The organism is Pseudoclavibacter sp. VKM Ac-2888, assembly GCF_015351285.1.
GTDB lineage: Bacteria > Actinomycetota > Actinomycetes > Actinomycetales > Microbacteriaceae > Pseudoclavibacter.
Genome location: NZ_JADKSM010000001.1, coordinates 24968 through 47270, shown reverse-complemented (window position 1 = coordinate 47270; position 22303 = coordinate 24968). Strand labels below are relative to the sequence as shown.

Annotated in this window: 26 protein-coding genes; 12 read left to right on the top strand and 14 right to left on the bottom strand. The window is 70.1% G+C overall.

From position 1 onward, the window contains the following. Positions 1-46: 46 nt before the first annotated feature. From ITJ61_RS00250 to fdhD, 5 genes are all read right to left on the bottom strand, one after another. A complete protein-coding gene (locus tag ITJ61_RS00250; protein ID WP_104242204.1) occupies positions 47-514 on the bottom strand; it encodes an SRPBCC domain-containing protein in 468 nt (155 codons plus the stop codon). Between the two features lie 135 nt (positions 515-649). Further along, positions 650-2203: an MDR family MFS transporter gene (locus ITJ61_RS00245; RefSeq protein ID WP_104242206.1), complete on the bottom strand. Its 1554-nt coding sequence runs from the start codon at positions 2201-2203 to the stop codon at positions 650-652. A 56-nt stretch (positions 2204-2259) separates the two neighbouring features. Continuing rightward, positions 2260-3006, bottom strand: a complete 747-nt coding sequence (modA, locus tag ITJ61_RS00240) for a molybdate ABC transporter substrate-binding protein (RefSeq protein ID WP_104242208.1) — start codon at positions 3004-3006, stop codon at positions 2260-2262. Positions 3007-3088: 82 nt separating this feature from the next. Next, on the bottom strand, positions 3089-3502 hold the full coding sequence (locus tag ITJ61_RS00235; RefSeq protein WP_104242210.1) for a TOBE domain-containing protein: 414 nt from the start codon (positions 3500-3502) through the stop codon (positions 3089-3091). Between the two features lie 87 nt (positions 3503-3589). After that, the gene (gene fdhD / locus ITJ61_RS00230; RefSeq protein ID WP_194685145.1) at positions 3590-4504 is read right to left on the bottom strand and encodes a formate dehydrogenase accessory sulfurtransferase FdhD; all 915 of its coding nucleotides are present in this window, start codon (positions 4502-4504) and stop codon (positions 3590-3592) included. A 199-nt stretch (positions 4505-4703) separates the two neighbouring features. On the opposite strand from fdhD, the gene ITJ61_RS00225 reads away from it, so the two are divergent. The 6 genes from ITJ61_RS00225 to ITJ61_RS00200 are packed head-to-tail and all read left to right on the top strand — an operon-like array spanning position 4704 to position 8979. Beyond that, a complete protein-coding gene (locus tag ITJ61_RS00225) occupies positions 4704-5957 on the top strand; it encodes a ThiF family adenylyltransferase (RefSeq protein WP_194685144.1) in 1254 nt (417 codons plus the stop codon). Continuing rightward, on the top strand, positions 5954-7213 hold the full coding sequence (gene glp, locus ITJ61_RS00220) for a gephyrin-like molybdotransferase Glp (protein WP_194685143.1): 1260 nt from the start codon (positions 5954-5956) through the stop codon (positions 7211-7213). Before ITJ61_RS00225 ends, glp begins: the two co-directional genes overlap by 4 nt. 2 nt (positions 7214-7215) lie before the next feature. Beyond that, a complete protein-coding gene (gene moaC, locus ITJ61_RS00215; RefSeq protein ID WP_104242218.1) occupies positions 7216-7689 on the top strand; it encodes a cyclic pyranopterin monophosphate synthase MoaC in 474 nt (157 codons plus the stop codon). Further along, positions 7671-8456, top strand: coding sequence for a molybdenum cofactor guanylyltransferase (mobA, locus tag ITJ61_RS00210; RefSeq protein WP_194685142.1), 786 nt, complete (start codon positions 7671-7673; stop codon positions 8454-8456). The genes moaC and mobA overlap by 19 nt, the downstream gene beginning before the upstream one ends. After that, positions 8453-8734 carry a DUF6457 domain-containing protein gene (locus tag ITJ61_RS00205; RefSeq protein WP_104242221.1) on the top strand — a complete coding sequence of 94 codons (282 nt, stop codon included), beginning with the start codon at positions 8453-8455 and terminating at the stop codon, positions 8732-8734. Before mobA ends, ITJ61_RS00205 begins: the two co-directional genes overlap by 4 nt. Next, positions 8731-8979 carry a MoaD/ThiS family protein gene (locus tag ITJ61_RS00200; RefSeq protein WP_194685141.1) on the top strand — a complete coding sequence of 83 codons (249 nt, stop codon included), beginning with the start codon at positions 8731-8733 and terminating at the stop codon, positions 8977-8979. Before ITJ61_RS00205 ends, ITJ61_RS00200 begins: the two co-directional genes overlap by 4 nt. A 16-nt stretch (positions 8980-8995) precedes the next feature. On the opposite strand, the gene moaA is transcribed toward ITJ61_RS00200, so the two are convergent. From moaA to ITJ61_RS00180, 4 genes are read right to left on the bottom strand one after another with little or no spacing between them, the layout of a single operon-like run. Next, on the bottom strand, positions 8996-10114 hold the full coding sequence (gene moaA, locus ITJ61_RS00195) for a GTP 3',8-cyclase MoaA (protein ID WP_194685140.1): 1119 nt from the start codon (positions 10112-10114) through the stop codon (positions 8996-8998). Continuing rightward, positions 10111-10533 (bottom strand): molybdenum cofactor biosynthesis protein MoaE, encoded by a 423-nt coding sequence (locus tag ITJ61_RS00190; protein WP_194685139.1) that lies wholly within the window; start codon positions 10531-10533, stop codon positions 10111-10113. Before ITJ61_RS00190 ends, moaA begins: the two co-directional genes overlap by 4 nt. Continuing rightward, positions 10530-11051 carry a MogA/MoaB family molybdenum cofactor biosynthesis protein gene (locus ITJ61_RS00185; RefSeq protein ID WP_160074004.1) on the bottom strand — a complete coding sequence of 174 codons (522 nt, stop codon included), beginning with the start codon at positions 11049-11051 and terminating at the stop codon, positions 10530-10532. The genes ITJ61_RS00190 and ITJ61_RS00185 overlap by 4 nt, the downstream gene beginning before the upstream one ends. A gap of 44 nt (positions 11052-11095) precedes the next feature. Next, a complete protein-coding gene (locus ITJ61_RS00180) occupies positions 11096-11500 on the bottom strand; it encodes a DUF1304 domain-containing protein (protein ID WP_194685138.1) in 405 nt (134 codons plus the stop codon). A 54-nt stretch (positions 11501-11554) separates the two neighbouring features. Between ITJ61_RS00180 and ITJ61_RS00175 the strand changes: the two genes are divergently transcribed. From ITJ61_RS00175 to ITJ61_RS00165, 3 genes are all read left to right on the top strand, one after another. Beyond that, positions 11555-12115 (top strand): TetR/AcrR family transcriptional regulator, encoded by a 561-nt coding sequence (locus ITJ61_RS00175; RefSeq protein WP_194685137.1) that lies wholly within the window; start codon positions 11555-11557, stop codon positions 12113-12115. Between the two features lie 89 nt (positions 12116-12204). Further along, complete coding sequence (locus ITJ61_RS00170) at positions 12205-12594, top strand: ArsR/SmtB family transcription factor (protein WP_194685136.1); 390 nt, start codon at positions 12205-12207, stop codon at positions 12592-12594. Beyond that, a complete protein-coding gene (locus ITJ61_RS00165) occupies positions 12591-13076 on the top strand; it encodes an SRPBCC family protein (protein WP_104299223.1) in 486 nt (161 codons plus the stop codon). The genes ITJ61_RS00170 and ITJ61_RS00165 overlap by 4 nt, the downstream gene beginning before the upstream one ends. Before the next feature lie 167 nt (positions 13077-13243). Here ITJ61_RS00165 and ITJ61_RS00160 read toward each other — a convergent pair whose 3' ends face one another. From ITJ61_RS00160 to ITJ61_RS00145, 4 genes are all read right to left on the bottom strand, one after another. After that, entirely contained in the window at positions 13244-14533 is a 1290-nt protein-coding gene (locus tag ITJ61_RS00160; protein WP_194685135.1) for a glycosyltransferase, read from the bottom strand. After that, on the bottom strand, positions 14530-16836 hold the full coding sequence (locus ITJ61_RS00155; RefSeq protein ID WP_194685134.1) for a glycoside hydrolase domain-containing protein: 2307 nt from the start codon (positions 16834-16836) through the stop codon (positions 14530-14532). The genes ITJ61_RS00160 and ITJ61_RS00155 overlap by 4 nt, the downstream gene beginning before the upstream one ends. 137 nt (positions 16837-16973) lie before the next feature. After that, complete coding sequence (locus ITJ61_RS00150; protein ID WP_104299225.1) at positions 16974-17822, bottom strand: oxygenase MpaB family protein; 849 nt, start codon at positions 17820-17822, stop codon at positions 16974-16976. 34 nt (positions 17823-17856) lie between these two features. Next, a complete protein-coding gene (locus ITJ61_RS00145) occupies positions 17857-18264 on the bottom strand; it encodes a MarR family winged helix-turn-helix transcriptional regulator (RefSeq protein ID WP_104242245.1) in 408 nt (135 codons plus the stop codon). A gap of 89 nt (positions 18265-18353) precedes the next feature. Between ITJ61_RS00145 and ITJ61_RS00140 the strand changes: the two genes are divergently transcribed. Beyond that, the gene (locus ITJ61_RS00140) at positions 18354-19280 is read left to right on the top strand and encodes an SDR family NAD(P)-dependent oxidoreductase (protein WP_194685133.1); all 927 of its coding nucleotides are present in this window, start codon (positions 18354-18356) and stop codon (positions 19278-19280) included. A 59-nt stretch (positions 19281-19339) separates the two neighbouring features. Here ITJ61_RS00140 and ITJ61_RS00135 read toward each other — a convergent pair whose 3' ends face one another. Continuing rightward, a complete protein-coding gene (locus ITJ61_RS00135) occupies positions 19340-20053 on the bottom strand; it encodes an RraA family protein (protein WP_219819646.1) in 714 nt (237 codons plus the stop codon). 107 nt (positions 20054-20160) lie between these two features. On the opposite strand from ITJ61_RS00135, the gene ITJ61_RS00130 reads away from it, so the two are divergent. Together ITJ61_RS00130 and ITJ61_RS00125 are read left to right on the top strand one after the other, a co-directional pair. Beyond that, a complete protein-coding gene (locus ITJ61_RS00130; RefSeq protein WP_194685132.1) occupies positions 20161-21609 on the top strand; it encodes an alanine--tRNA ligase-related protein in 1449 nt (482 codons plus the stop codon). Further along, complete coding sequence (locus ITJ61_RS00125) at positions 21606-22277, top strand: hypothetical protein (RefSeq protein WP_104308685.1); 672 nt, start codon at positions 21606-21608, stop codon at positions 22275-22277. The genes ITJ61_RS00130 and ITJ61_RS00125 overlap by 4 nt, the downstream gene beginning before the upstream one ends. Positions 22278-22303: the final 26 nt, after the last annotated feature.

Sequence of the window (22303 nt, the reverse complement as noted above, 5' to 3'; positions counted from 1 at the left end):
ATGGCGCGCCAGTCACCCAGCAGCGGGATCAGAGCAAGCACCCGGATCAGAGCAGTGGGATCTCCTCCGCCGGGGCCTCGCCGAGTGCCTCTCGCAGCAGCGGCAGCGCCGCCGTCCAGGCCATCGTCTCGATCTCGGCCGACGTCGAGTCCGCAGCGAGGCCTTCGAGCTCCTCGAAACCCGAATGGCGCACGGTCAGCGCCGACCCGCCGTCTGCCGGCTCGATCGTGAACTCGACGACGGTGCTGTTCTGCGGCTGCGGGTCCTCCTCCGGCACCGCGGCGAGGCGGTAGCCGAAGCGACGCGGCGACTCCACGAGCGTGACCTCGCCGCGGAACGTGCCGTGCTCCGGCCAGTGGACGGCGAGCACGCCCCCGGGCTCGGCCTCGATCGTCGCGCCACCGAACGCGTACCAGCTCGCAAACGACTCCTGCTCCGTGAGCATGCTCCAGAGCCGCTCCGGTGCGGCCTCGAAGGTGATGGACTTCTCGACGATCTCGGGCGCGTCAGCCATGGTCGCTCCTCAGCTCGGTGGACGCTCGACTCCCCATCTTCGCAAATCTCGACAGGAAGATCTTCCGGGCGGGGACGAACGGAGGGCCCGGCGCCAGAAGTCTCTGGTGCCGGGCCCTCCGTCTGCTGAGCAGGCTCAGTGACCCATCGGGATCTCCGCGTCCGCGCGCTTCGGCGTCGACTTCACGAAGAACGTGCCGACGATGGTGACGAGCGAGATGCACGCACCCACGAGGAAGGCAGAGTGGATGCCCTGCGCCTCAGCCGAGATGGGCGCGAGGCCCTCACCGGCCGCCGCGAGCGTCGAGTTGGCCATGACGACGACGAACATCGCCGTGCCTGCGGCTCCGGCCAGCTGCTGCGCCGTGGTCACGACGGCGGAGCCGTGCGAGTACCGCGACTTGGGCAGGTCGCCGAGCGCGCTGGTCATGAGCGGCGTGAACATGAGCGCGAGGCCGATCGAGAGGGTGACGTGGGCGGCGATGACCATCCACTGCTCGGAGTTCTCGCCGAGCATCGTCATGCCCCAGATCGCCGTGCTCACGACGAGCGAGCCGGGGATGATGAGCGGCTTGGTGCCGAACCGGTCGAAGAGACGACCGACGAACGGCGCGAGCAGACCCATCGTGAGGCCACCGGGCAGCAGGGTGAGGCCGGCGCGGAGGGTGTCGTAGCCGAGCACCTCCTGCATGTAGATGGGCAGCAGGATGATCGTGCCGAACAGCGACATGAAGCTCACCGCGAGGAGGATGAGCGACACCGTGAACTGGCGGCTCGTGAAGACGCGCAGGTCGAGGAGCGCGGAGTCCGTCTTCTGGCGCGCGATCTGGCGCCAGATGAACGCGCCGAGCGCGAGCACACCGACGAGGATCGGGACGAACGCGGGGACGACGGCCGTCGCCGAGCTCTCGCCGAGCCCGGAGAAGCCGTAGACGAGTCCACCGAACGCGAAGGCGGAGAGGATGACGGAGAGCACGTCGATCTTCGCCTGGCGCGGCTCGGTGACGTTCTTGATGAACAGGGCTCCGAGCACGAGCGCGACGATGGCGATCGGGAGGACGAAGCCGAACATCCAGCGCCACTCGAAGACCTGCAGGATGAGGCCGGAGACCGTCGGTCCGATTGCGGGTGCCACGGAGATGACGATGGAGATGTTGCCCATCGTGCGGCCACGACGCTCCGGCGGGACCATGTTGAGCACGGTCGTCATGAGCAGCGGCATCATTATGGCGGTACCGGAGGCCTGCACGATGCGGCCGAGGAGCAGGACCTCGAAGCCGGGCGCGAGGAAGCAGAGCAGCGTTCCGAGCGAGAAGAGGATCATCGCCGCCATGAACACCTGGCGCACGTGGAACCGCTGCAGCAGGAAGCCCGTGATGGGGATGACGACGGCCATGACCAGCATGAAGGCGGTCGTGAGCCACTGGCCGGTCGCCAGCGGGATGCCGAGGTCGGCGTTGAGGGCGGGCAGGGCCACGCCCATGATCGTCTCGTTGAGGATGACGACGAACGCGGAGACGAGCAGGAGTGGGATCACGAAGCGAGTGCGCGGGTCCGCGCCGAGCTCGCTCGTGGAGGCGGCTGCGCCCGCGGATGCGGACTCAGCTGGGGTCGGTTCGGCGTCGCGGGTCGCGGTGCGCGAGTCGGTCACAGTACTCCTTGAGAGGTTCAGATCTTGGCGTGCGGGCATGCCCGCACGGTCGGGGTTAACGCGGTGACCGCCCTCCGCATTCCCCGGCGCGTCGCTCACGTCAGGCTGAGGAAGCCGGCCTCATCGAACACCTCGACGCCTCGCGCCGTGAGGATGAACTCGGTGAAGGCGGCGGCCGCCTCCGGATTGGGCGCGGCCTTGAGCGGGACGATTCCGTAGTTGTTGACCGCGTCGAGCGCCTCGGGGAACTCGATGGCCGTGACCTCGCTCGCCGCGGCCTTCGCGTCGCTCGCGTAGACGAGTCCGGCATCGGCCTCGCCGAGGCGCACCTTCGTGAGCACCGCCTTGACGTCGCTTTCCTTGGTGTCGGGCTTCGGAACGATGTCGTTCTGCTCGAAGAGCTTGGCGCTCGCGGCGCCGCAGGGAACCTTCGCGGCGCAGACGGCGATCTTCAGCGTGGGGTCGGCGAAGTCCTTGAGGCCCGTGACACCGGCCGGGTTGCCCTTTGGCGTCACGATGACCAGCGCGTTGCGCGTGAACGTCGCGGGGGTCCATTCGACGAGTCCCGCATCCACGACCGTCTTCATCGTCGCGTCGTCGGCGGAGGCGAACACGTCGACGGGAGTGCTGCCCGCCACGATCTCGTCCGCGAGCGTCGAGCTGCCCCCGAAGTTCAGGGTCACGGTGACGCCGGGGTGCTCCGCTTCGAACTCCCCCGCAAGCTGCGTGAAGGTCTCGGTGAGCGAGGACGCGGCATACACGGTGACGTTGCCGGTCGGGCCGGTCTCGCTGGGTGACGGAGACACGGACGCCTCGCCGGTAGGCCCAGTCGGGGCTGTCATCGGAGCACATCCTGCGAGCGCGCCCAGGACGAGGATCCCGAGGGCGGCGGCGACGGACCGGAGCGTTCCTGGTCTCCGCTTCCTAGGCACTGTGCACTCCTTCGATTCCCACGTTCGTCGCCTTCACGCTGGCCACGACGAGGCTCCCCACCTCGAGGCCGAGCTCGTCGACGGCCTCGCGTGACACGAGCGACACGATCCTGAACGGGCCAGCCTGCACCTCGACCTGGGCCATGACGGTGTCGAGCGTCAGCTTGGTGACGATGCCTCGCATCCGGTTGCGGGCGGATGCGGGCGGCAGCTCGCCCGAGTCGGCTCTGGCGTCGCCGTCGGCGAGCTCCTTGGCGAGAGCCGCGAGCTGAACGCCCGCGACGGTCTTCGCGCCGGCGTCTCCCTGCAGGTCGAGGCGGCCGCTCGCACCCCAGCGACGAACGGTGTCGTCGCTGACCCCGAGGAGCGATGCGGCCTCGCTGACCCGGTATCGCTGTTCTGCCATGCGGGCATCTTCTCACGCGCTCCCGCATGTGCGTGGCCCGTGCTCTGGTGGGAACCGCAGCTGCGCTTGTCGCGCCGCTGATGCGCGCTAGCTCCGTGCCCCCGCCTCGGTCTCGGTCTCGGTCTCGGTGTTGGTCTCGGTCTCCGTTCCCAGCTCGATCTCCTCGGCGTCCAGGATGCGGTCGGGGCGCGAGTAGATGACCATCGACTCCCCGCGGAGGAACCCGATGAGGGTCATGCCGCTGGCCTCGGCGAGGTCGGCGGCGAGCGATGAGGGGGCTGAGACGGCCGCGAGGATCGGGATACCCGCCATCTTCGCCTTCTGGACGAGCTCGAAACTCGATCGGCCGGACACCTGCAGCACCGTCCCGGTCAGCGGAAGCCGGTCGTTCTGCACCGCCCAGCCGACGACCTTGTCGACGGCGTTGTGCCGTCCGACGTCCTCGCGCAGCACGAGGAGGTCGCCGGTCGCGGCGTCGAAGAGCGCCGCAGCATGCAGGCCGCCGGTCTTCTCGAACACCTCCTGCTGTTCCCTGAGCCTGTCGGGGAACGTCACGAGCCGAGCCGCCTGGAGTGTGACGGGGTCGAGGGCCACGTCGTAGCTCGAGGTCAGCTCGACGGCGTCGATGCTCGCCTTGCCGCAGAGTCCGCAGGAGCTCGTGGTGTAGAAGTTGCGCGCGAGGTCGGGGTCAGGCGGCGGGGTCTCAGCGGAGAGGCGGACGTCGAGCACGTTGTAGGTGTTGAGACCATCCGCGCTCCCGTCGGCACCGGCGCAGTACATCGCCGAGCGGAACTGCTCGCCGCGCGAGATGACGCCCTCGGAGACGAGGAAACCCGCCGCGAGCTCGAAGTCGTTGCCCGGGGTGCGCATCGTGACCGCGAGCTGCTGTCCGCCGACGCGGATCTCGAGGGGCTCTTCGGCCGCGAGGAAGTCGGCCTTCCTGCTCGGGGGCTTCCCGAGGCTCAGGCGTGTAACGCTCCGTCGCACCGTGATCCGACCCACGCGATCATGCTAGCTCGCCGCGCGCATCCGCGCCCGCCCACCATTCCTGCCGAGAGCGCACTTGTGGTCGTCATTCTTCGCGGGTAGCGACCACAAGTCAGCCCTGGGCGGCGTGCGCGGCGAGAGCGCGGGCGCGAGGCGAACCCGGGCAGGGTCGGCTGCCGGTTGGCTGCGCGGGATGCGGCGGTAGGGTGACGCCATGCGCCTCGCACCGCTTGTCGAACCGTCCCCAGAGCTCCGGGGCGATGAGCTCGCCCGAACCGCTCGACAGCGCCGCCTGCCCGAGCTCGGCGAGATCGGGCAGCGCCGCCTCGCCGCCAGCCGGGTCGCGGTCCTGGGAGCCGGGGGCCTCGGCGCTCCGGCCCTGCAGTACCTCGCGGCGGCGGGGGTCGGCACGATCGGGATCATCGACGCGGATGCGGTCGAGCCGAGCAACCTGCACCGGCAGGTCATCCACGGCATCGACGACGTCGGCGCTCGCAAGACCGCGAGCGCCGCCCGCAGCCTCCGACGGCTCGCGCCGGGCGTGACGGTTGTCGAGCACGACGAGCGCCTCGATGGCGCGAACGCCGAGCGCATCCTCGGCGGCTACGACCTCGTGCTCGACGGCGCCGACAACTTCCCGACGCGCTACGCCGTGGCCGACGCGTGCACGAGCCTCGGCCTGCCGCTCGTGTGGGGCTCCGTGCTGCGCTTCGACGCGCAGCTCACGGTGTTCTGGTCGGCGCCGCCGGCGCCCGCGGAGGGCATCACCCTGCGCGATGTGTTCCCTGAGCCGCCACCGGAGGGCTCGGTGCCGTCGTGCGCAGAGGCGGGTGTGCTCGGCTCGCTCTGCGGCGTCGTGGGCTCGATGATGGCGACCGAGGCGATCAAGCTCATCACCGGGATCGGCGACGTGCTCCTCGGCAGGCTCCTCGTCGTCGAGGCGCTCACGATGCGCATCTCCGAAGTGCCGCTCCGGGCAGCCGATCACGCCGCCCTCGACCGCGTGGCGGGCACCTCGGCCCCGTCGGCGGCATGCTCGACGTCGCAGACAGCATCCCCCGCACCGGAGGAGAACGGAACAGCCCCGCAGGCGAGGCCGGCCCCGCTCGACTTCGATCCGGTTCGTGACTCGCACGGCCGGCTGATCGACGTGCGCGAGCCGGACGAGTACGCCGTCGATGCGCTGCCAGGTGCCCATTCCCTGCCGCTCAGCGAGCTGCTTCAGCTCGAGCGCGAGCCGGACGTGCTGAGGACGCGACTCCTCGGGCTCAAGGCTGGGCACGCGGGCACGCCGGATGCCCCGCTCAACCTCTACTGCGTCTCCGCCGCGAGGGCCAGGCGGGCGGCGCTGCTCCTCGCGCCGCACGGCTTCGACGTGCGAGTGGTGCAGACACCTCAGCTGCAGGTGCTGCGAGCAGCCAGCGGCACGCTCGGCGCGGATGCGACTCAGACAGGGGTGCGGGCATGATCGAGGTCGAGACGCAGCTTGCGCGCGTGCTGGGCGAGTCCCGCCAGCTGCCGAGCGACACCGTTGCCCTGGCGGCAGCCCACGGCAGGTACTTGGCGGAGAGCCTCGTGTCGCGATACGCGCTGCCACCCTGGACGAACTCGGCCATGGACGGCTACGCGGTCCGCTCCGACGACGTGGCCGCAGCGAGCCCCGAGACACCGGTGATCCTCGACGTCGTCGCGGATCTTCCGGCGGGCACCGCCTCCGACCCCTCGCTCGCGAGCGGGCAGGCCGCCCGCATCATGACGGGCGCCCCCGTCCCGGCGGACGCCGATGCGATCGTGCCCGTCGAGGCGACCGACGGCGGCGAGCGGCGGGTGCGCATCACCGCCCCGGCGAAGCGCGGCGTGCACATCCGCTCGGCCGGCGAGGACCGCCAGCCAGGAGACCCGCTCGTCACCGCGGGGTCGCGCGGCAGCGCCGAGGCCCTCTCCGCACTGGCCTCGGCCGGGTACGGCACGGTCTCCGTCGCGCGGCGCCCACGCGTCGCCGTGATCGCCACAGGAAGCGAGCTCGTCGCACCAGGCGAGGCGCTCGAGCGCGGGCAGATCCCCGACTCGAACTCACTCCTCATCTCCTCCCTGGCCATCGAGCACGGGAGCGAGCTGGTCGACGTCGTCCGAGTCTCCGACGAGGTCGCCGAACTGGAGGCCGCACTGCAGGCACTCGCGGGCCGCTGCGACGTGATCGTGCTGACGGGCGGCGTGAGCATGGGCGCCTACGACCCCGTCAAGGAGCTCCTCTCCCCCGGCTGCCAGGTGCGCTTCGAGAAGGTCGCGATGCAGCCGGGCAAGCCACAGGGCTTCGGTCGCCTCGCCGAGCCGTGGGTCGGCGAGGGCGAGCTCGGCCCGCTCGTCTTCGGCCTCCCCGGCAACCCCGTCAGCGCCTGGGTGTCGTTCCTCGTCTTCGTGCGGCCGTGCCTGCGCGCCCTGCAAGGAGCCTCCGTCGTCGAGGACCCGCGTCTGAGCGCGCGCGCCGAGACCGGCTGGCGCACACCGCCCGGGCGCCGCCAGTACCTGCCCGCGCGCATCCGCACCACCGAGTCGGGGGTCGTGGTCTCGCCCGCCGCCGCGCGGGGCTCGGGTTCGCACCTCGTGGGCAGCCTCGCCGACGCGAACGGCTACGCCATCGTGGATGCGCGTGTCGAGCGGGTCGAAGAGGGCGATGTCGTGCAGGTGGTCCGCCTGATGTCGGACGTGGGTGCCAGACTCTGACCATGACGAACTTCACGCACCTCGACGCAGCCGGCCACGCACGGATGGTCGACGTCACCGAGAAGCAGCCGACGGTACGGGCCGCGACGGCATCCGGCATGGTCTACTGCGGCACCGACGTGCTCGAGGCCCTCACCAACGATGCAGTGCCGAAGGGAGACGCGTTCGCCGTGGCGCGCATCGCCGGCATCCAGGGCGCGAAGAAGTGCGCGGAGCTCCTGCCGCTCGCCCACATCATCGGCGTGCACGGCGCCACCGTCGATCTCGAGCTGCGTGGCGACGGCGTGCTCATCACGGCGACGGTGCGCACCGCCGACCGCACCGGTGTCGAGATGGAGGCCTTCACTGCCGTCTCGGTCGCAGCGCTCGCGCTGGTCGACATGGTCAAGGGCATCGACAAGTCGGTCACGATCGGAGACATCAAGCTCATCGCGAAGACGGGCGGGAAGTCGGGGCCGTGGAAGCGCGAGCAGTAGCGCAGCCGCCGCGCAGCCGCCGCCGCCCGACCCCGGGGCTCGATGCGGTCATCCTCGCGGGTGGCCGCGGCTCCCGTCTCGGTGGCGTCAGCAAGGGCGACCTCGAGGTCGGGGGCAGGCGCCTCATCGACGTGGCGCTCGGCGCGGCTCATGACGCCGGCGCGAGTCGCACCATCGTGGTCGGTGCCGTCGATGTGCAGGCGCCCGCCGAGCTGATCCGCGAGGAACCCCCGTTCGGCGGACCGGCAGCTGGCCTCGCGGCCGCCCTCCCCAGCGTCTCGGCGCCGTGGCTGCTCCTGCTCGCCTGCGACTTACCCCGAGCTCCTGCGCTCGTCGAGCTCCTCACGGAGGCGAGCGGCCGCGGCACGGCGGCGTCCGAAGTCGCAACTGACGGGCAAGCCGACGCTGACGGCTCCCCACCTGCCTCGACGGTGAGGGCTGCCTCGGTACATGGCGCACCCGGGGGCGGCCCCGACGGATTCGTGGTCGTCGACAGCGGTGGGCGCCCGCAGTGGCTTGCCGGCATCTACCGCACGACGGCGCTCAAGCGCGCCCTCGAGCGTGCGGCCGCAGCGTCCGGTGCCCACGGCCTGGCCCTCCGCCACGTCCTCGAGCCCCTCGCACTGACCCGAGTGCCGGACCGACGCGGCGCGAGCGCCGACATCGACACCCCAGAGCAGCTCGCGGCCGAGCGTGCTCGCGCAGCACAGCGTGCTCGCGCAGCACAGCAGACCATCACCGCTCACGGAAGGACCCAGAGACCATGACCGAGACTCCCAAGCACCTGCCACCGGAAGCACTCGACGCCTGGCTCGCCGAGGCCAAGCGCGTGCTCGAGATCGACGACGAGATCGACATCGCAGCGCTCCTCGACGTCGCGAAGGACGTCGCGCACAACGTCGCCAGGCCAGCGGCACCGCTCACGACCTTCGCGCTGGGGCTCGCCCTCGGCCGGCAGAGTTCCGCCGCCGACTCCCCCGAGGCCTTCAGCCGACTCGCTGAGCTCGTGACGGCTCGCGCGCTCTCCTGGGAGCAGGAGTCGTGAGCACCCCGAGCCGCGTCCGCGTCTTCGCCGGAGCGGCGGAGGCCGTGGGCGGCAGCGACTTCACGCTCGAAGCGGCGACGGTAGCCGCGCTCGTCGGCACGCTCAACCCCTCGGGCGACGTCCACGTCGCGGAGGTGCTCTCCCGGTGCTCGTTCCTGATCGACGGCGTGCGCACCTCCGACGCCGACGCACCGATCGCACCCGGTGCATCCGTCGACGTGCTGCCGCCCTTCACTGGAGGCTGAAGCGACCGCCGGGTCGTCAGCCGCCGATGGCGTTCATCCCTCGAGCTGGCTGCAGGAAGCTCGGGTCGTTGATGGCGTGCCCCGGCAGCTTGTTGTGGATGCACGAGCGCAGCAGGCCATCGATCGCGAGGTCCGTCGCGGCGGCCCTCGCCGCGGTGTCGGCCGCAGCACTGGAGTCTCCTGAGCCGGCGGCCTCGGCTCGGAGGATGGGCATGAGGTCGTACTCGCTCGTCGAGAACAGGCAGTTGCGCAGCTGACCGTCGGCGGTGAGGCGCAGGCGATCGCAGTTGCCGCAGAAGGGCGCCGTGACGGAGGCGATGACGCCGACCGTGTGCGGGCCGCCGTCGAGCGTCCACCGTTCGGCGGGGGCGCCGCCGCGGCCGGGCACGGGCTCAAGCGTGAACCTCGCGCTGAGCGACTCGAGGATCTCCTCGCGCGTCACCATCTGCGCGCGGTCCCAGGTGTGTCCGGCGTCGAGCGGCATCTGCTCGATGAAGCGCAGCTGCGCGTCGTGCTCCATGGCGAACTCCACGAGCTCGACGATCTCGTCGTCGTTCACGCCGCGCATCGCGACGGCGTTGAGCTTGAGGGGCCGCAGGGAGGAGTTCTGGGCGGCGCGGATGCCGATGAGCACCTCATCGAGCTTGTCTCGCCTCGTGAGCGCAGTGAAGCGCTCGCGTCTGATCGTGTCGATCGAGATGTTGAGCCTGTCGAGGCCGGCGTCGATGAGGTCGGGAAGCATCTGCGGGAGGCGGATGCCGTTGGTGGTCATCGCGACCTGGACTGGGCCATCCGGGCCATGCAGCTCGGAGATGCGCCGCACGACCTCCACGACGTCGGGACGCAGGAGCGGCTCACCGCCCGTCAGCCGGAACGTGGTGATGCCGGAGGCCGCCGCGATCCGGGCGATGCGCACGATCTGCTCGGTGGAGAGGATGCTCGCCTTGGCCAGCCATTCGACGCCCTCGGCCGGCATGCAGTACGTGCAGCGCAGCGAGCACTTGTCGGTGAGGGAGATACGCAGGTCGCGGTGGACTCTGCCGTGCTTGTCGACGATCGGGTCTCCGGGAGACGGCTCGAGCTGCGGCTCCACGAGCCTCGGGCGGCGAGCGATCGTGACGGGGACGCCGGTCATGGCAGACCCACCCAGGAGGTTGCGCCGTCGACCTCGTGCTGCTGCTTCCAGATCGGCACCTCGGCCTTGACCGCCTCGACGAGGGCCCGGCTCACCTCGTAGGCGTCGCCGCGGTGCGCGCTGGCGACGCAGGCGATGAGGGCGATGTCGCCCACTCGGAGGTGTCCGATGCGGTGGCTCACGGCGACCCGCACGCCGTCGCGGGCGTGGTCCGCGACGAGGCTCTCGAGCACGTGCTCGGCGTCGGGATGCGCGGTGTAGTCGAGCGAGACGACTCGTCCGCTCGCCTCGGGGTCGTGGTCCCGGATCTGGCCGACGAAGGTCACGACGGCACCCGCGTGGGGATCCTCGACGGCGGCGAGGTGCTCGGCGAGGAGCAGCTCGTCGCTCGTGACTCGGGCGAGGGGGCTGGCACTCACGGAGTGTGATCTCCGCCGCGGAGCTGGTCCAGGATGTGCGGGATGAGCGGGGCCAGCAGCGCGACGCCGTCCCGGGCAGCGCCCGGTGAGCCGGCGAGGTTGACGACGAGGCTCGGCGCTCCGCGCCCTGGTCGGTCGATGATGCCCGCGAGCCCGCGCGACAGCACGGCCGTCGGGACCCGGTCGCGCGCTGTCGCTCGCAGCGCTTCGGCGATGCCGGGAAGCTCGCGGGTGATGAGGGGCCAGGTGGCCTCCGGCGTCTCGTCGCGGGGCGACAGGCCCGTGCCACCGAGGGTAAGGATGATGTGCGCGTCCGAGTCCGCCGCGTGGGCGATGGCGTCACGGACGACCGTGGCTCCGTCGGGGACGACGCTGAGCGTCACCGCCGTGTAGCCGTGCCTGGCGAGCGCCTCCAGCGCCGCCGGACCCGAGAGGTCCTCGCGCTCGCCCCGCGAAGACCGATCCGAGACCGTGATGACGGCGATCGTGGCCTGCTGTGCTGGGGACGCTTCCTGCATGGATCGAGCGTACCCGCTTGTCTTGCCCGTCAGCCCAGCTCGGCTCAGGCGGCGAGTGCTCCCGTGGTGGCTGCGATGCCGAGCAGCACCACGGCGAGCAGCGGGAAGCTGCCCTGGACGGTGCCGGCGCGCAGCTTCGTGCGGTCGCTCGTGACGAGGACGAGCGCGGCGAGCAGCATGGAGCCCGCTCCGGCGAAGATCAGCGTCGCGCCGACCACGCTGTTGCCCGCGATCGCGAGGATGACGCCGAGGCCGGCGATGATCGCGAGGAAGAGGTTGTAGAAGCCCTGGTTGTAGGCCATGGACCTGGTCGTCTCGGCGACCTCGAGGGAGGGGATGCCGAACGTCTTCCTCGTCGATTCCGCCGTCCAGCGGACGGACTCGAGGATGAAGATGTAGACGTGGACAAGCGCGGCGAGGGCGGCGAAGACGAGGGCGGCGATAAGCATGTCAGCTCCAGGATCGGTGTATTCTGCAACGAACGTTACAGTATCGGAGGCCACATGGCACGCACGATGAGCTTCGACCGCCAGGACGTCATCGTCGGCGCACGCACCCTCTTCTGGCGCCAGGGCTACGACTCCGCGTCGACGAGCGACATCGAGGCCGCCACTGGCCTGAGCCGATCGAGCATCTACAACACCTTCGGCAGCAAGCGCGGCCTCTTCGACGCCTCCGTGCAGAGCTACCTGGACAACGTCGTGCACCCGCTGCTCGCGCCGCTGCTCGCGGACCCGACACCAGCATCCGCGCTCGATGACTACCTCGCTCGCCTCTCAGCTGCCGTCGCAGCCCAAGGGCGCCGCGACGACGTCCGAGGCTGCCTCCTGCTCGCGACGGCCTCCAGCTCACTCTCCGAAGACCGGGAGATTCGCGCCTCGATCACCGACTACCGAGCGACGCTCGAGCGCGCGATCTCGCGGGGCACCCGCGCGCTCGGCCTCACTGAGCACACGGCCACACTCGTGACCGCGGCCGTCGTCGGCGCCCTGACGATCGCGCGCGTCGATGGCAATGCCGCACGCAACGCACTCGAGGCTGCTCGCCAGCTCCTTCGAGCCTGAGTTTCATCAACCGAAAGGTTGACAAAGATTCCCGTGCGTCGCAGACTGATTTCATCAACCACACGGTTGACGAACCCAGTCGAGGAGCTATGACCACCGACGCGCTCTCCCCCGTCTTCGCGGCGCTCGCCGACCCGACGAGACGCGACATCGTCGCGAGGCTCGCCAGCGGCGACGCGACCGTCGGAGAGCTCGCAGCTCCCTACGACGTCTCGGTGCAGGCGATCTCGAAGCACCTGCGCGTCCTGGAGGACTCGGGCCTCGTCACCCGTACGAGCAGCGCGGTCCGCGCACCCCGGCACCTCGAAGCGGAGGTCCTCAGCCTCATGACCGCGTGGATCGAGCGCTACCAGGCCGCCGCGGAGGCGCGGTTCCGCCGACTCGACGCGCTGCTCGAGACCCTGCCGGACGACACCACGCAGCACCCAGCACCAGAACCAGAACCAGAACCAGAACCAGCGAAAGGAACCACATCATGAGCACCACATCAGCCAACGACACCGCCGTCACGGTTGGCGAAGACGTGCCGAACGTCTCCGTCGTCCGCGAGTTCGAGGCCACCCCGGACCGCGTGTTCCGCGCATTCGTCGACCCCGACCTCTTCACGAAGTGGGTCGGCCCGCACGAGGTGTCGACGAACATCGACCACTGGAACGCGGCCACGGGAGGCGCCTACCGGTGGGTGAATCTCAAGGACGGCGAGGAGATCGCGACCTTCTACGGCTCGTTCCACGAGGTCCGGGAGAACGAGCGCATCGTGCAGACGCAGACCTTCGAGATGATCCCGGACGGCGTGCTCCTCGAGACCATCGTGTTCGAGGCACTCGAGGGAGGCCGCACGCGAGTGACGAGCACGAGCCTGCTCGAGTCGTTCGAGATGCGCGACGGGCTCGTCGCGAGCGGCATGGAGCACGGCGTGCGAGAGGGGTACGAGAAGCTCGACGCCCTCCTCGCGCTCTGAGCCGCCCCGTTTCGAAGACGCCGCGTCCCTCGGAGGCGGGCGCCCACCCGCCAGCCTGTCCAACTTCAGTGCAATATTCGCCCCAATCGACCTCGCGATGGCGCGAGACCCCGGAATTGCACTGAAGTTGGACAGGCACTTGAGCAGGCGCTCGCGTGCCGCGCGGGTCAGGCCGCCATCGCGACTCGAGGCAGCCGGTCGAAGAGCTTGTCGAAGACCGCCAGCCGGTCGAACTGGAGCGCGTAGTCGCGCGCCTGGACGGCGAGCAGCCGCCGCTCGGCGGCGCTGGTCTCGAGCACCGCCGTGTTGAGCGCGTCCGCGATCGACGATGGGCTGTTGACGGGCACGATGAGCGCGTGGTCACCCACGGCCTCCCCCACGCCGCCGGTGACGGTCGTGATGACCGGCCCGCCGCCTGCGAGCATCTTCTCGGCGAGCGCGATGCCGAAGGTCTCGATGAACTCGGGGCGCGGCTTCGTGGGCAGCACGAACGCCGCGCATCCGGCCATCAGGAAGGGCTTCTCGGCGTCTCCCACGTCCTCGAGGAAGTGGATGCGTTCGGCCAGCGGTGACGCGGCACCGATCGCCTTCAGCTCCTCGGCCTGCGGCCCTCGTCCCGCGATGACGAGCTGGATCTCGGGGTCGTCGGCGACGCGGGACTGCTCGAAGCCCGCGATGAGGTCCTCGACGCCCTTCGCCTCGGTCAGCCTCGACAGGAACATGACGTAGCCGTCGCGCTTGAGCCCGCGAGCTTCCACGGCGGCGGTGATCTCGGCGTCGGCAAGGTCGACGTACGCGCTCGAGTCGATGGCCGGGTAGGAGATGTCGATGCGCTCCTGGCACTGGGGCGCGTAGCGGGTGCCGTGCTGCGCGTCCACCTTGGCGGCCTCCCCCACGATGAGGTCGCGCGTGTACTCGGAGACGGCGACGCACACGTCCTGGGACAAATACGCCGAGAGGATATGGGCTGCCGCGCCGAGGCGGCCGTCCTCGACGGCGTGCTTGACGACGTTGGTGACGTCGGAGCCGACGGCCTCGGCGATGGTGGTGACGTTGACGGGCAGGCCCGTCGAGCGGGCGACGGTGAGCGCCTCCGCGACGGCGAGCGTGTGCGGGCTGAGGTAGAGCGACATGCAGACGGTCGGCACCCCGTCCGTGAAGAGCTCGACGAGGCGCCCGACGAGCCCCGCGAGGTAGCGGCCGTCTGGAACCTTGTAGTCGCCGACGGGCGCGGGGCGGTCGACGAAGATGCCGTCGCTGTAGGGCATGACCGTCTCGAGGGGCTTGAGCGGCAGCCCTGCCGCTTGCAGGCGCTCGATGGGCCACGTGACGATGCGCACCTCGTCGAAGCCGCGCAGGCGTGCGGCCTCCGCCAGGTTGCGGGCCTCGACGGAGTGCCCGCAGATGACTGGATCGGCGCGGACGACGATCACGAGGCGGTTCTGGATCTTGTTCATGAGGGTCCTCCCGGGTTTGGTGTCGCCGGCTGGCCGTCGACGAGGGGTGGGGTGGCGGGGATGAATGCTGCGGGTGAGGTGGGTGCGGCTGGTGGGGCGGATGCTGGGGCCGGGAACGACGACGGCAGGTCCTGTTCGCGGGTGCCCCAGTCGCTCGGCTCGGGCCCGAGCTCCAGGTGCAGCTCCTGCGCCGCCATGAGCTCGCTGGGCGACAGCCAGCTCCTGCTGAGCGGCCTGCCGTCGAGGTGGGCGCTCTGCACGTACTGGACTGGGCCGCCGTGCGCGGGTTCGCGGAACCCTGTCGTCGTGATGCGGAAGCGCTCCCCGTAGACCGCGAGCGACGACTCGGCGAAGGCGGGCGCGTTGATGAGGAAGCTCGCCTGTCCAGCCACGGGGAATAGCCCGAGCGAGGCCCAGACGTACCAGGAACTGAGGCCGCCCGAGTCGTCGTTGCCTGGCAGGCCGCCTCGTCCCGTCGCGTATTGCTGGGTGATGATGGCGTGCACGATCTCCGCGGTCCGGTCCGGTCGTCCGGCGTAGTGGTACGCCCATGGCGCCTCCATGTCCGGTTCGTTGTTGAGGCCTTCGAAGCGTCCGAGGGCGTAGCCGGCCGCGAGCTCCTCGATGCCGGGCGATCGGCCGGGCTGCACGACCGGCTGGGCGCCGTAGCCGAAGAACTCGTCGAGTTGCGCGACGAAGCCCTCCGGCCCGCCGCTCAGCTGCATCCGCCCTGCCATGTCGTGGAGGATCCGGAACGAGTAGTTGTGCTTGGAGCCCTCGTAGAAGTTGGAGTCGACGAGCAGGCCCGTGGCCGGGTCGAACGCGCCCCGCCACTGCCCTGCGCGCTTCTCGAGCTGCTGGACGAGCTGGAGGTCGCCGACGCGAGCCGCGACGCGGGCCGTGCACCAGTACCCGAACGCGAGGTCGAGGGTGTGCGTGATGGGATGCGCGACGCCGCGCAGCAGGAACTCCTCGCCGTACGTGCGCCGCAGGTCATCGGCCATGTGCACAAGCGCCCAGTCCCAGTCGATGCCTGGCAGTCCGAGCTGGCAGAGGTCGGCGAGGAAGGTGTGCGCGAGCGCGCTGCCCTGTCGGGAGAAGCGGTCGCTGCCCTTGGCCATGCGGTAGCCGATCGGGAAGTTGCCTTCCTCCTCGCAGATGGTGAGGAGGGCGTTGGCGAGCTCGACGGCCTTGTCCGGACGCAGCGCGGTGAGCAGGGGAAGCTGGGTGCGGTAGATGTCCCACATCGTCGACAGGTCGAAGACGAAGGGTCCGTCGCTTGGCCAGAAGGGGCTCTCGTTGAGCGCGAAGGAGGGCTTGACGAACGAGTGGTACATGGCTGTCGAAAAGACCGTCTCGCGCTCGGTCGAGCCCGTCTCGACCTGGACCTCGTCGAGCAGCTCCTGCCAGGCGCGCCCGGTTTCGGCGAGTCGGTCCGAGAACCTGCCCTCCCCGTCGCCGCAGTCGTCCCTGAGGTTCTGCTCGGCCTGCTCGACCCCGCGCAGGGAGAAGCCGATGCGCACCTCGACGACCTGGCCCTCCTCGCTCGGGCCCGCCCACATGAGGCCGAACGGCCGCAGCGTCGTTGGGCGGATGTGGTCGAAGTCGAGGCGCGTGCCGCCCGGCATGAGGCGCCGATCGTGCCACAGCATCTGGCGCCACTGGGGAGTGTCGCACTCGATGTGCACGGCGAGCGGGGCGCCCTCCGCCACGATCTCACCCGTCGCGACGCCGGGCCTGACGGTCTCGAGGTGGGCCCGCAGCGGAACGGTGGCCCCGTAGGGGATGGCGAGGCCGCCGAGCGAGAAGTCGACGACGACCCTGGCGCTCGAGTGCTTCGGGAACGTGTATCGGTGCACGGCGCTCTTGGGACCCACGGTGATCTCGGCGCGGATGCCGTTGCCGAGCATCGCCGCGTAGTAGCCGGGTGAGGCGTCCTCGTCGTCGAGCGACCAGGTGCGCCCGAGCACGTCGAGCGGCTCGATCATGGGCGTGACGCGGAAGTAGTTGTAGTACTTGCGGATCGCCCCGGTGCCCGATTGCTGGAAGTGCGTGAATCCCGAGGCGAGCGTGCCGTCGTAGATCGTCTCGGGGATGCCCTCGAGGCTGAGGTCGTAACGGCCGTAGCCGGTCGGGTACGCGCCAGAGTAGGCGCAGGCCGAGACCATCCCGAGTGGGTAGGTGGCGCCCGGATGCGTGTTGCCGATCTGCGGCTTCGGCCACCACCAGGTCGCGGCGAGGCCCGTCTGCGTCGGCAGCGCGGTGGGCTCTGTGCCGATGAACGGGTCTACGCGGGTGGTCATGCTGTGAGCCTGGACGGGCCCTGCTACGGGAGTGTGGACGTCACGTTACGTTCACGCGTCGGGAGACTGTGCACGCCCTGGGTCGCGCACGCGAGCTCGCGGGGCGAGCGTGGGCCCGGCGACGGCGCGCGCGTCCCTCACACCAGCGGGCGGTCGCGGCGGATGCGCCAGCGCACGTCGGCCAGCAGCAGCCGGTACACGAGGCCGGAGGCGGCGAGCGGGAGCACGCGCTCGATTCGCACGAAGGCGGCGCGCTGCCGCCGGAACCACGTCTCGTCGCCCGGCGTCCACCTGACGCGGAGCGCGCGCCGGAACTCGGGCGGCAGGAAGCCGACCGTGAGCCGCTGATGCCACGCCCGCATCCGCTCGGGAAGCACCGCCGCGGCGAATTCGAGCCTGGCGATGTCGAGTAGGTAGCTGCGCACCTCGTCATCGATGCGCAGCTTCGTGAGCTCGCCGCGCCAGTACTCCTCGAAAGCGGCGGTGCTGCCCGGCCACGCGCTCGGCGGCATCTGCAGGGTGGTCCCGAAGACGCGCCCTTCGAGCAGGAAGCGCTCCGCGGACGCGCCTGCCTGCGGGCCTTCGACGAGCTCGAGCACGTCGCGGGAGCCCACGAACAGGCATGCCGCGACCCAGCGCTGCAGGTCGACGCGGAGGGCCGAGTACTCCTCGGTGGCTCGCGGGTCACGGTCGGAGCGCACCTTCGCGTGCTGCCGCGTCACCGCCCTGCGGTACGCGCGGCGCTCCTCCACGGTGCCGAGGACGGCCACGGCGAGGTAGCTGAGGGTCGTCCTGGTGCGCTTGATGGGGTGCACGTCGAGGCGCCCACTCGTGACGCGGCTGTGCGCGACCCCCTGACCGACGGCGGGGTTGGAGAGCTGCATGATGACGTTCGCGGCCCCCATGGCCAGGGCGAGCAGGCGTGAGCTGCGTGGGAGCTCGACGCACACGAGGTCATCGATGGAGGCGGCGGTCCACGTCTCCATCAGTCACTCCCCCGCTCGGGGGCTGCTGAAAAGGTCACGCGTCGTGAGAGGTCAGGCTCTTCGCGATGGCCTTCAGCTCGGTGCTGCTGCAGCCGGCGAGCGGCGATGCGCGCTTGAGCGCTGCGATCGCGAGCTTGCGCACCCGCTTGCCCTCGGTGGTCAGCGTCAGCACCCGCGAGCGTCGGTCATGCTCGCTCTCCCGGCGCTCGACGAGGCCGCGATCGACGAGGCGGTCGGAGACGAAGGTGAGGTTCGAGGCGTTGCAGTGCAGCTTGGTCGCGAGCTCTTTCATCGCGGGAGGCTGCGCGTCCGGATCGATCGCCCAGAGCGCCTGCGCGGTCGGGAAGGTGAGCCCGAGCGCTTCGAGTTCCCGCTCAGCAGCCACATTGGTGCTCTGCGCGGTTTCGTAGACGGCACGCATCGCCCGTTCCAGCGAATCCATATTCAGTACCTTACGCCACGGAAATATTTCAGCAATCGAAGCGTTGTACTCTGAGTCTCGAAACGTTCGAGGCTTGAAGGAGTGTGACGATGAAGACCTTCGCCATCACCGGTGCCACGCAGGGTGTCGGCTACTTCGCCGCGGAAGAGCTCGCACGCCGCGGCCACCACGTCGTGCTGCTCGGGCGCAGCATCGAGAAACTCAACACGGCCCTGATCTCCATCACCGAGCAGGTGCCGGATGCGAGCACGAGCCGCATCGTCCTCGACCTCACGTCGAGCGAGTCGATCGCGAGCGCGGCCGCTTCGCTGAGCTCCCGCGAGCGCCTCGACGGGGTGCTGCTGAACGCCGCGCACATGGCCCCGGGAACGCAGCGCGAGCACGATGCGGCCGGTCGCGAGCTCACGATGTCGACCAACCACCTCGGCCACTTCGAGTTCACGGCTCAGCTCATGGATGCGCTGGTCGCCCCGAAGCCCGCAGCCCACGGCGATGCGGCGGAGACCAGCCGGGTTGTGGCCGTCGGCAGCCTCGCCACCCGCATCTACCCGTTCGACCTCGAGGACTGGCAGAGCACGCACCTGTACGAGCCGCGCCGCGCCTACGCCGCGTCGAAGCACGCGCTCGAGATGTTCACGTTCGAGCTCGACCGTCGCCTGCGAGCAGCCGGCGCCCCCGCGGAGGCGCTGGTCGTCGACCCGGGCATCCCCGTCAACGGGGCAACCCCAGTGCGCACGGGCGTGAACGAGCCGACCGCCTGGCAGCGCTTCGCGTCGCGCCTCGCCGGACCATTCGCGCACGGGAAGCATCGCGCTGCGGCCATCGCCGTGCACGCGCTGACGAGCGACACGGTCGCCGGTGGCGACTACCTCGGCCCGGCGCGCACCGTGCGCGGCGCCCCCGTGAAACTGGACAAGCCGACCACGCAGCGCGACCGCGAGCGGGCCGAGCGCCTGTGGCGGCTGAGCGAGGAATCGACCTCAGCGACGTTTCGCCTGAGCGAGACGGTCGCCTGAGCCTGAGCGAGGCGGTCACCTCGGCCTGAGGGGACGTTCGCCAAGAAGAGCACGACAGTTCACACGATCATGGCGTCGCCAGTCCGGGCGAGGTGCTCGCGCAGCGTGAGCTCCGGCTCGCTCCGGCGCGCCCGCTGGTAGGCGGAGAACTGCACCTGTTGGCGGAGGGTCGTGCCGAGGCGGATGCTCGTGGCCCGCGAGCGCTCGGCGTCCCTGAGCTGCAGGGCGTGCATGAGCACCTCGTTGGCTCGGTCCCCAGGCACGAACACGACCCCGTCCTCGTCGCCGAAGACGACGTCGCGCGTGCGCACGGTGTACTCCCCGAACTCCGCGGACGAGAACGTGCTGCGCCGACGCTCGTCGAGGCGCGCGGGACCTGCGGGCAGCGAACCCAGGCTGAACACCGGGAACCCTGCGCGGCGAACCTCGCGCGTGTCCCGATGCAGTCCCCAGATGGCGATGCCCGCGAGCCCTGCCGCCTTCGCCTCGAGCACGATGAGGCCGCCGACGCAGCTCTCGTCGGTGCGGCCCTGGTTGTCGACGACCAGCACGTCGCCGGGGTGCGCCCGATCCATGGCCTCGAGGAGGACGTCGACGCTGCCGAAGTGGCGAACGGGAAGGCAGCGTCCCGCGAGCCGCGGCGCGCCCTCCGACACGGGCCTCACCGCTGCGGGCCCGCAGCGCGCGGCTACCCCGGCCCGCACGCTCCCGTCGGCGACGTGCGCGGTCGAAAGCCCCGTCGCACCGGTCCACAATTGCGCGATCTCCTGCACAGACGACTCCCCTGAACCTCACTCGAGCACTCGTCGCCGAGTGCCTGAACGCCCCCACGTTCGGCGAGATCACGATACGACATCCGGAGTTGTGAAACACTCTCCACATGGACGCGCATGAGATTCGCAATGCCTACCTCGACTACCAGGAGCGACTCGGGCACGTCAGGATCGACAGAGCCCCGCTGATCCCCCGCGGCGACGGGTCGACGCTCTTCACCGGGAGTGGCATGCAGGCCCTTCTCCCCTACCTTCTCGGCGAAGACCACCCCGCCGGAACGCGCCTCACCGACAGCCAGCCCTGCGTGCGCGCGCAGGACATCGAGGACGTCGGCGACAACCGCCACACGACGTTCTTCGAGATGCTCGGCAACTGGAGCCTCGGCGACTACTTCAAGTCCGAGCAGATCCCCGCGTTCCTGTCGTTCCTCGTCGACGAGGTCGGCATCGACCCGAACCGTCTCTACGTGACCGCGTTCATCGGCGACGAGGCCGCGGGCATCCCCCGAGACGACGAGGCCGCCCGCATCTGGCAGGCGGCCTTCGCGGAGCGCGGCATCGAAGCCGGCATCGTCGAGATGGGGAGCCAGGCGGACGGCGACGCTCGCGGCGTGAACCCCGGCGAGCGCATCTTCTTCTACGACGGCAGCGAGAACTGGTGGTCGCGTGGCGGATCGCTCGAGGCGACCCCCATCGGAGACCCCTGCGGCCCCGACAGCGAGGTCTTCTACGACTTCGGACCGGAGAACCACGACCCCTCCTACGGTCGCGCGCACCCGGCGAGCGACAGCGGCCAGTTCATGGAGATCGGCAATCAGGTCTTCATGCAGTACCGGCGCGTCGAAGACGGCTCCTTCGTCGAGCTCGAACGACGCAACGTCGACTTCGGCGGTGGGCTCGAGCGCATCGCCGCGGCCGCGATCCACTCCCCCGACGTGTTCCGGATCTCGCTCCTGCGCCCGATCGTCGAGCAGATCGAGCAGCTGAGCGGCAAGAGCTACGAAGAGCACACGCTCTCGATGCGCATCATCGCCGACCACCTGCGCGGGGCGACGTTCCTGGCGGTCGACGGGGTCGTGCCGTCGAACAAGGAGCAGGGGTACGTCATGCGCCGCCTCGTGCGTCGCGCGATCCGCGAGGCCCTCATCCTCGGGATCTCCGAGAACTTCTTCGCGGAGCTCGTGCCGACGATCGCCGACCTCTACGTGGATGACTACCCGGAGGTACGCGAGCGTCGCGAGGAGGTCGTCTCGGTGCTCGTCAAGGAGGAGCGCTCGTTCCGCCGCACCCTCAAGGGCGGCCTCAAGGCGCTCGCCGCGTACAAGGGGTCGACGCTCACCGGCGCCGACGTGTTCCTGCTCTCCGACACGCACGGGTTCCCGCGTGAGCTGAGCGTCGAGGAAGCCAGACGACAGGGCATCGACGTCGATGTGGCCTGGGAGGCGGAGTTCCTGGAAGCCCTCGAGGAGCAGCGGGCCCGCTCACGCGGAGCCACGAAGCTCGGCGCGGCTGGACTCCCGCACCAGGAGCCTCAGGCCCCCAAGGGCCAGGGATGATGTTCCGCTGGCGTCGCAGAGCTCGGACAGCTTCCACGAGTCAGCAGACGAAGCCCAAGAAGAAGACGGGGCTGCCTCCGGTCATTTTCCCTGAGCTCTCCGAGGCCATCGACGACGGCCTGCTGCTGGCGATGCGCATCGTTCGACTCGACGTGAAGAACTCGATCATCAAGCGGACCGTCGGCGAGAAGGTGCCGTTCGCTGCCGCCGACTATCGCGAGGCGGCGAACGCCTCGCTCGACCGGGTGCTCAAGGAGCTGCGGTACTCGGCGGAGCGCGTGGCCGGGGTTCGGGACCGCGCGCGACCAGGCAGATCGCTGAGCGCCCACGACTACCGGCACGCGGACATCGAGACGCTGAGCTTCCGCGAGCGGGCCTCGCAGGCGGTGAGCGAGCGCATCGAAGCGGACCGCGAGGACGAGGCGTTCATCGACGGGCTCATCGAGCAGGCGCGAGCTGACGCGTGGACCGAGATCTCAGCGCACATCGAGCACGAGCTGCTCGACCCGTGGTCGAAGGGCAGCCCGCGGATGCAGCTGCCGACCTCGCCAGAGGACGACCCGGAACGCGCCGATCGCTTCGACGACCTCGAGAAGGAGCTGCGGAAGCTCGCGCGCGAGGCGAAGATTCAGGAGCGACGCGAGTCCAAGCAGCGCGACCGCTCCTGACCTTGCTCCCCCGGCGCTGCGGGCAG

Excerpts from the sequence above, each read along its gene's own strand:
- ITJ61_RS00175 (WP_194685137.1), top strand. The coding sequence starts at position 11,555 with ATGGCACGCACGATGAGCTTCGACCGCCAGGACGTCATCGTCGGCGCA.
- ITJ61_RS00170 (WP_194685136.1), top strand. The coding sequence starts at position 12,205 with ATGACCACCGACGCGCTCTCCCCCGTCTTCGCGGCGCTCGCCGACCCG.
- ITJ61_RS00140 (WP_194685133.1), top strand. The coding sequence starts at position 18,354 with ATGAAGACCTTCGCCATCACCGGTGCCACGCAGGGTGTCGGCTACTTC.
- ITJ61_RS00185 (WP_160074004.1), bottom strand. The coding sequence starts at position 11,051 with ATGCAGGAAGCGTCCCCAGCACAGCAGGCCACGATCGCCGTCATCACG.
- ITJ61_RS00150 (WP_104299225.1), bottom strand. The coding sequence starts at position 17,822 with ATGGAGACGTGGACCGCCGCCTCCATCGATGACCTCGTGTGCGTCGAG.
- ITJ61_RS00145 (WP_104242245.1), bottom strand. The coding sequence starts at position 18,264 with ATGGATTCGCTGGAACGGGCGATGCGTGCCGTCTACGAAACCGCGCAG.
- modA (WP_104242208.1), bottom strand. The coding sequence starts at position 3,006 with ATGACAGCCCCGACTGGGCCTACCGGCGAGGCGTCCGTGTCTCCGTCA.
- ITJ61_RS00205 (WP_104242221.1), top strand. The coding sequence starts at position 8,453 with ATGACCGAGACTCCCAAGCACCTGCCACCGGAAGCACTCGACGCCTGG.
- ITJ61_RS00250 (WP_104242204.1), bottom strand. The coding sequence starts at position 514 with ATGGCTGACGCGCCCGAGATCGTCGAGAAGTCCATCACCTTCGAGGCC.
- glp (WP_194685143.1), top strand. The coding sequence starts at position 5,954 with ATGATCGAGGTCGAGACGCAGCTTGCGCGCGTGCTGGGCGAGTCCCGC.
- ITJ61_RS00180 (WP_194685138.1), bottom strand. The coding sequence starts at position 11,500 with ATGCTTATCGCCGCCCTCGTCTTCGCCGCCCTCGCCGCGCTTGTCCAC.
- ITJ61_RS00155 (WP_194685134.1), bottom strand. The coding sequence starts at position 16,836 with ATGACCACCCGCGTAGACCCGTTCATCGGCACAGAGCCCACCGCGCTG.
- ITJ61_RS00225 (WP_194685144.1), top strand. The coding sequence starts at position 4,704 with ATGCGCCTCGCACCGCTTGTCGAACCGTCCCCAGAGCTCCGGGGCGAT.
- ITJ61_RS00245 (WP_104242206.1), bottom strand. The coding sequence starts at position 2,203 with ATGCCCGCACGCCAAGATCTGAACCTCTCAAGGAGTACTGTGACCGAC.
- ITJ61_RS00125 (WP_104308685.1), top strand. The coding sequence starts at position 21,606 with ATGATGTTCCGCTGGCGTCGCAGAGCTCGGACAGCTTCCACGAGTCAG.
- ITJ61_RS00165 (WP_104299223.1), top strand. The coding sequence starts at position 12,591 with ATGAGCACCACATCAGCCAACGACACCGCCGTCACGGTTGGCGAAGAC.
- ITJ61_RS00160 (WP_194685135.1), bottom strand. The coding sequence starts at position 14,533 with ATGAACAAGATCCAGAACCGCCTCGTGATCGTCGTCCGCGCCGATCCA.
- moaA (WP_194685140.1), bottom strand. The coding sequence starts at position 10,114 with ATGACCGGCGTCCCCGTCACGATCGCTCGCCGCCCGAGGCTCGTGGAG.
- moaC (WP_104242218.1), top strand. The coding sequence starts at position 7,216 with ATGACGAACTTCACGCACCTCGACGCAGCCGGCCACGCACGGATGGTC.
- ITJ61_RS00130 (WP_194685132.1), top strand. The coding sequence starts at position 20,161 with ATGGACGCGCATGAGATTCGCAATGCCTACCTCGACTACCAGGAGCGA.
- ITJ61_RS00235 (WP_104242210.1), bottom strand. The coding sequence starts at position 3,502 with ATGGCAGAACAGCGATACCGGGTCAGCGAGGCCGCATCGCTCCTCGGG.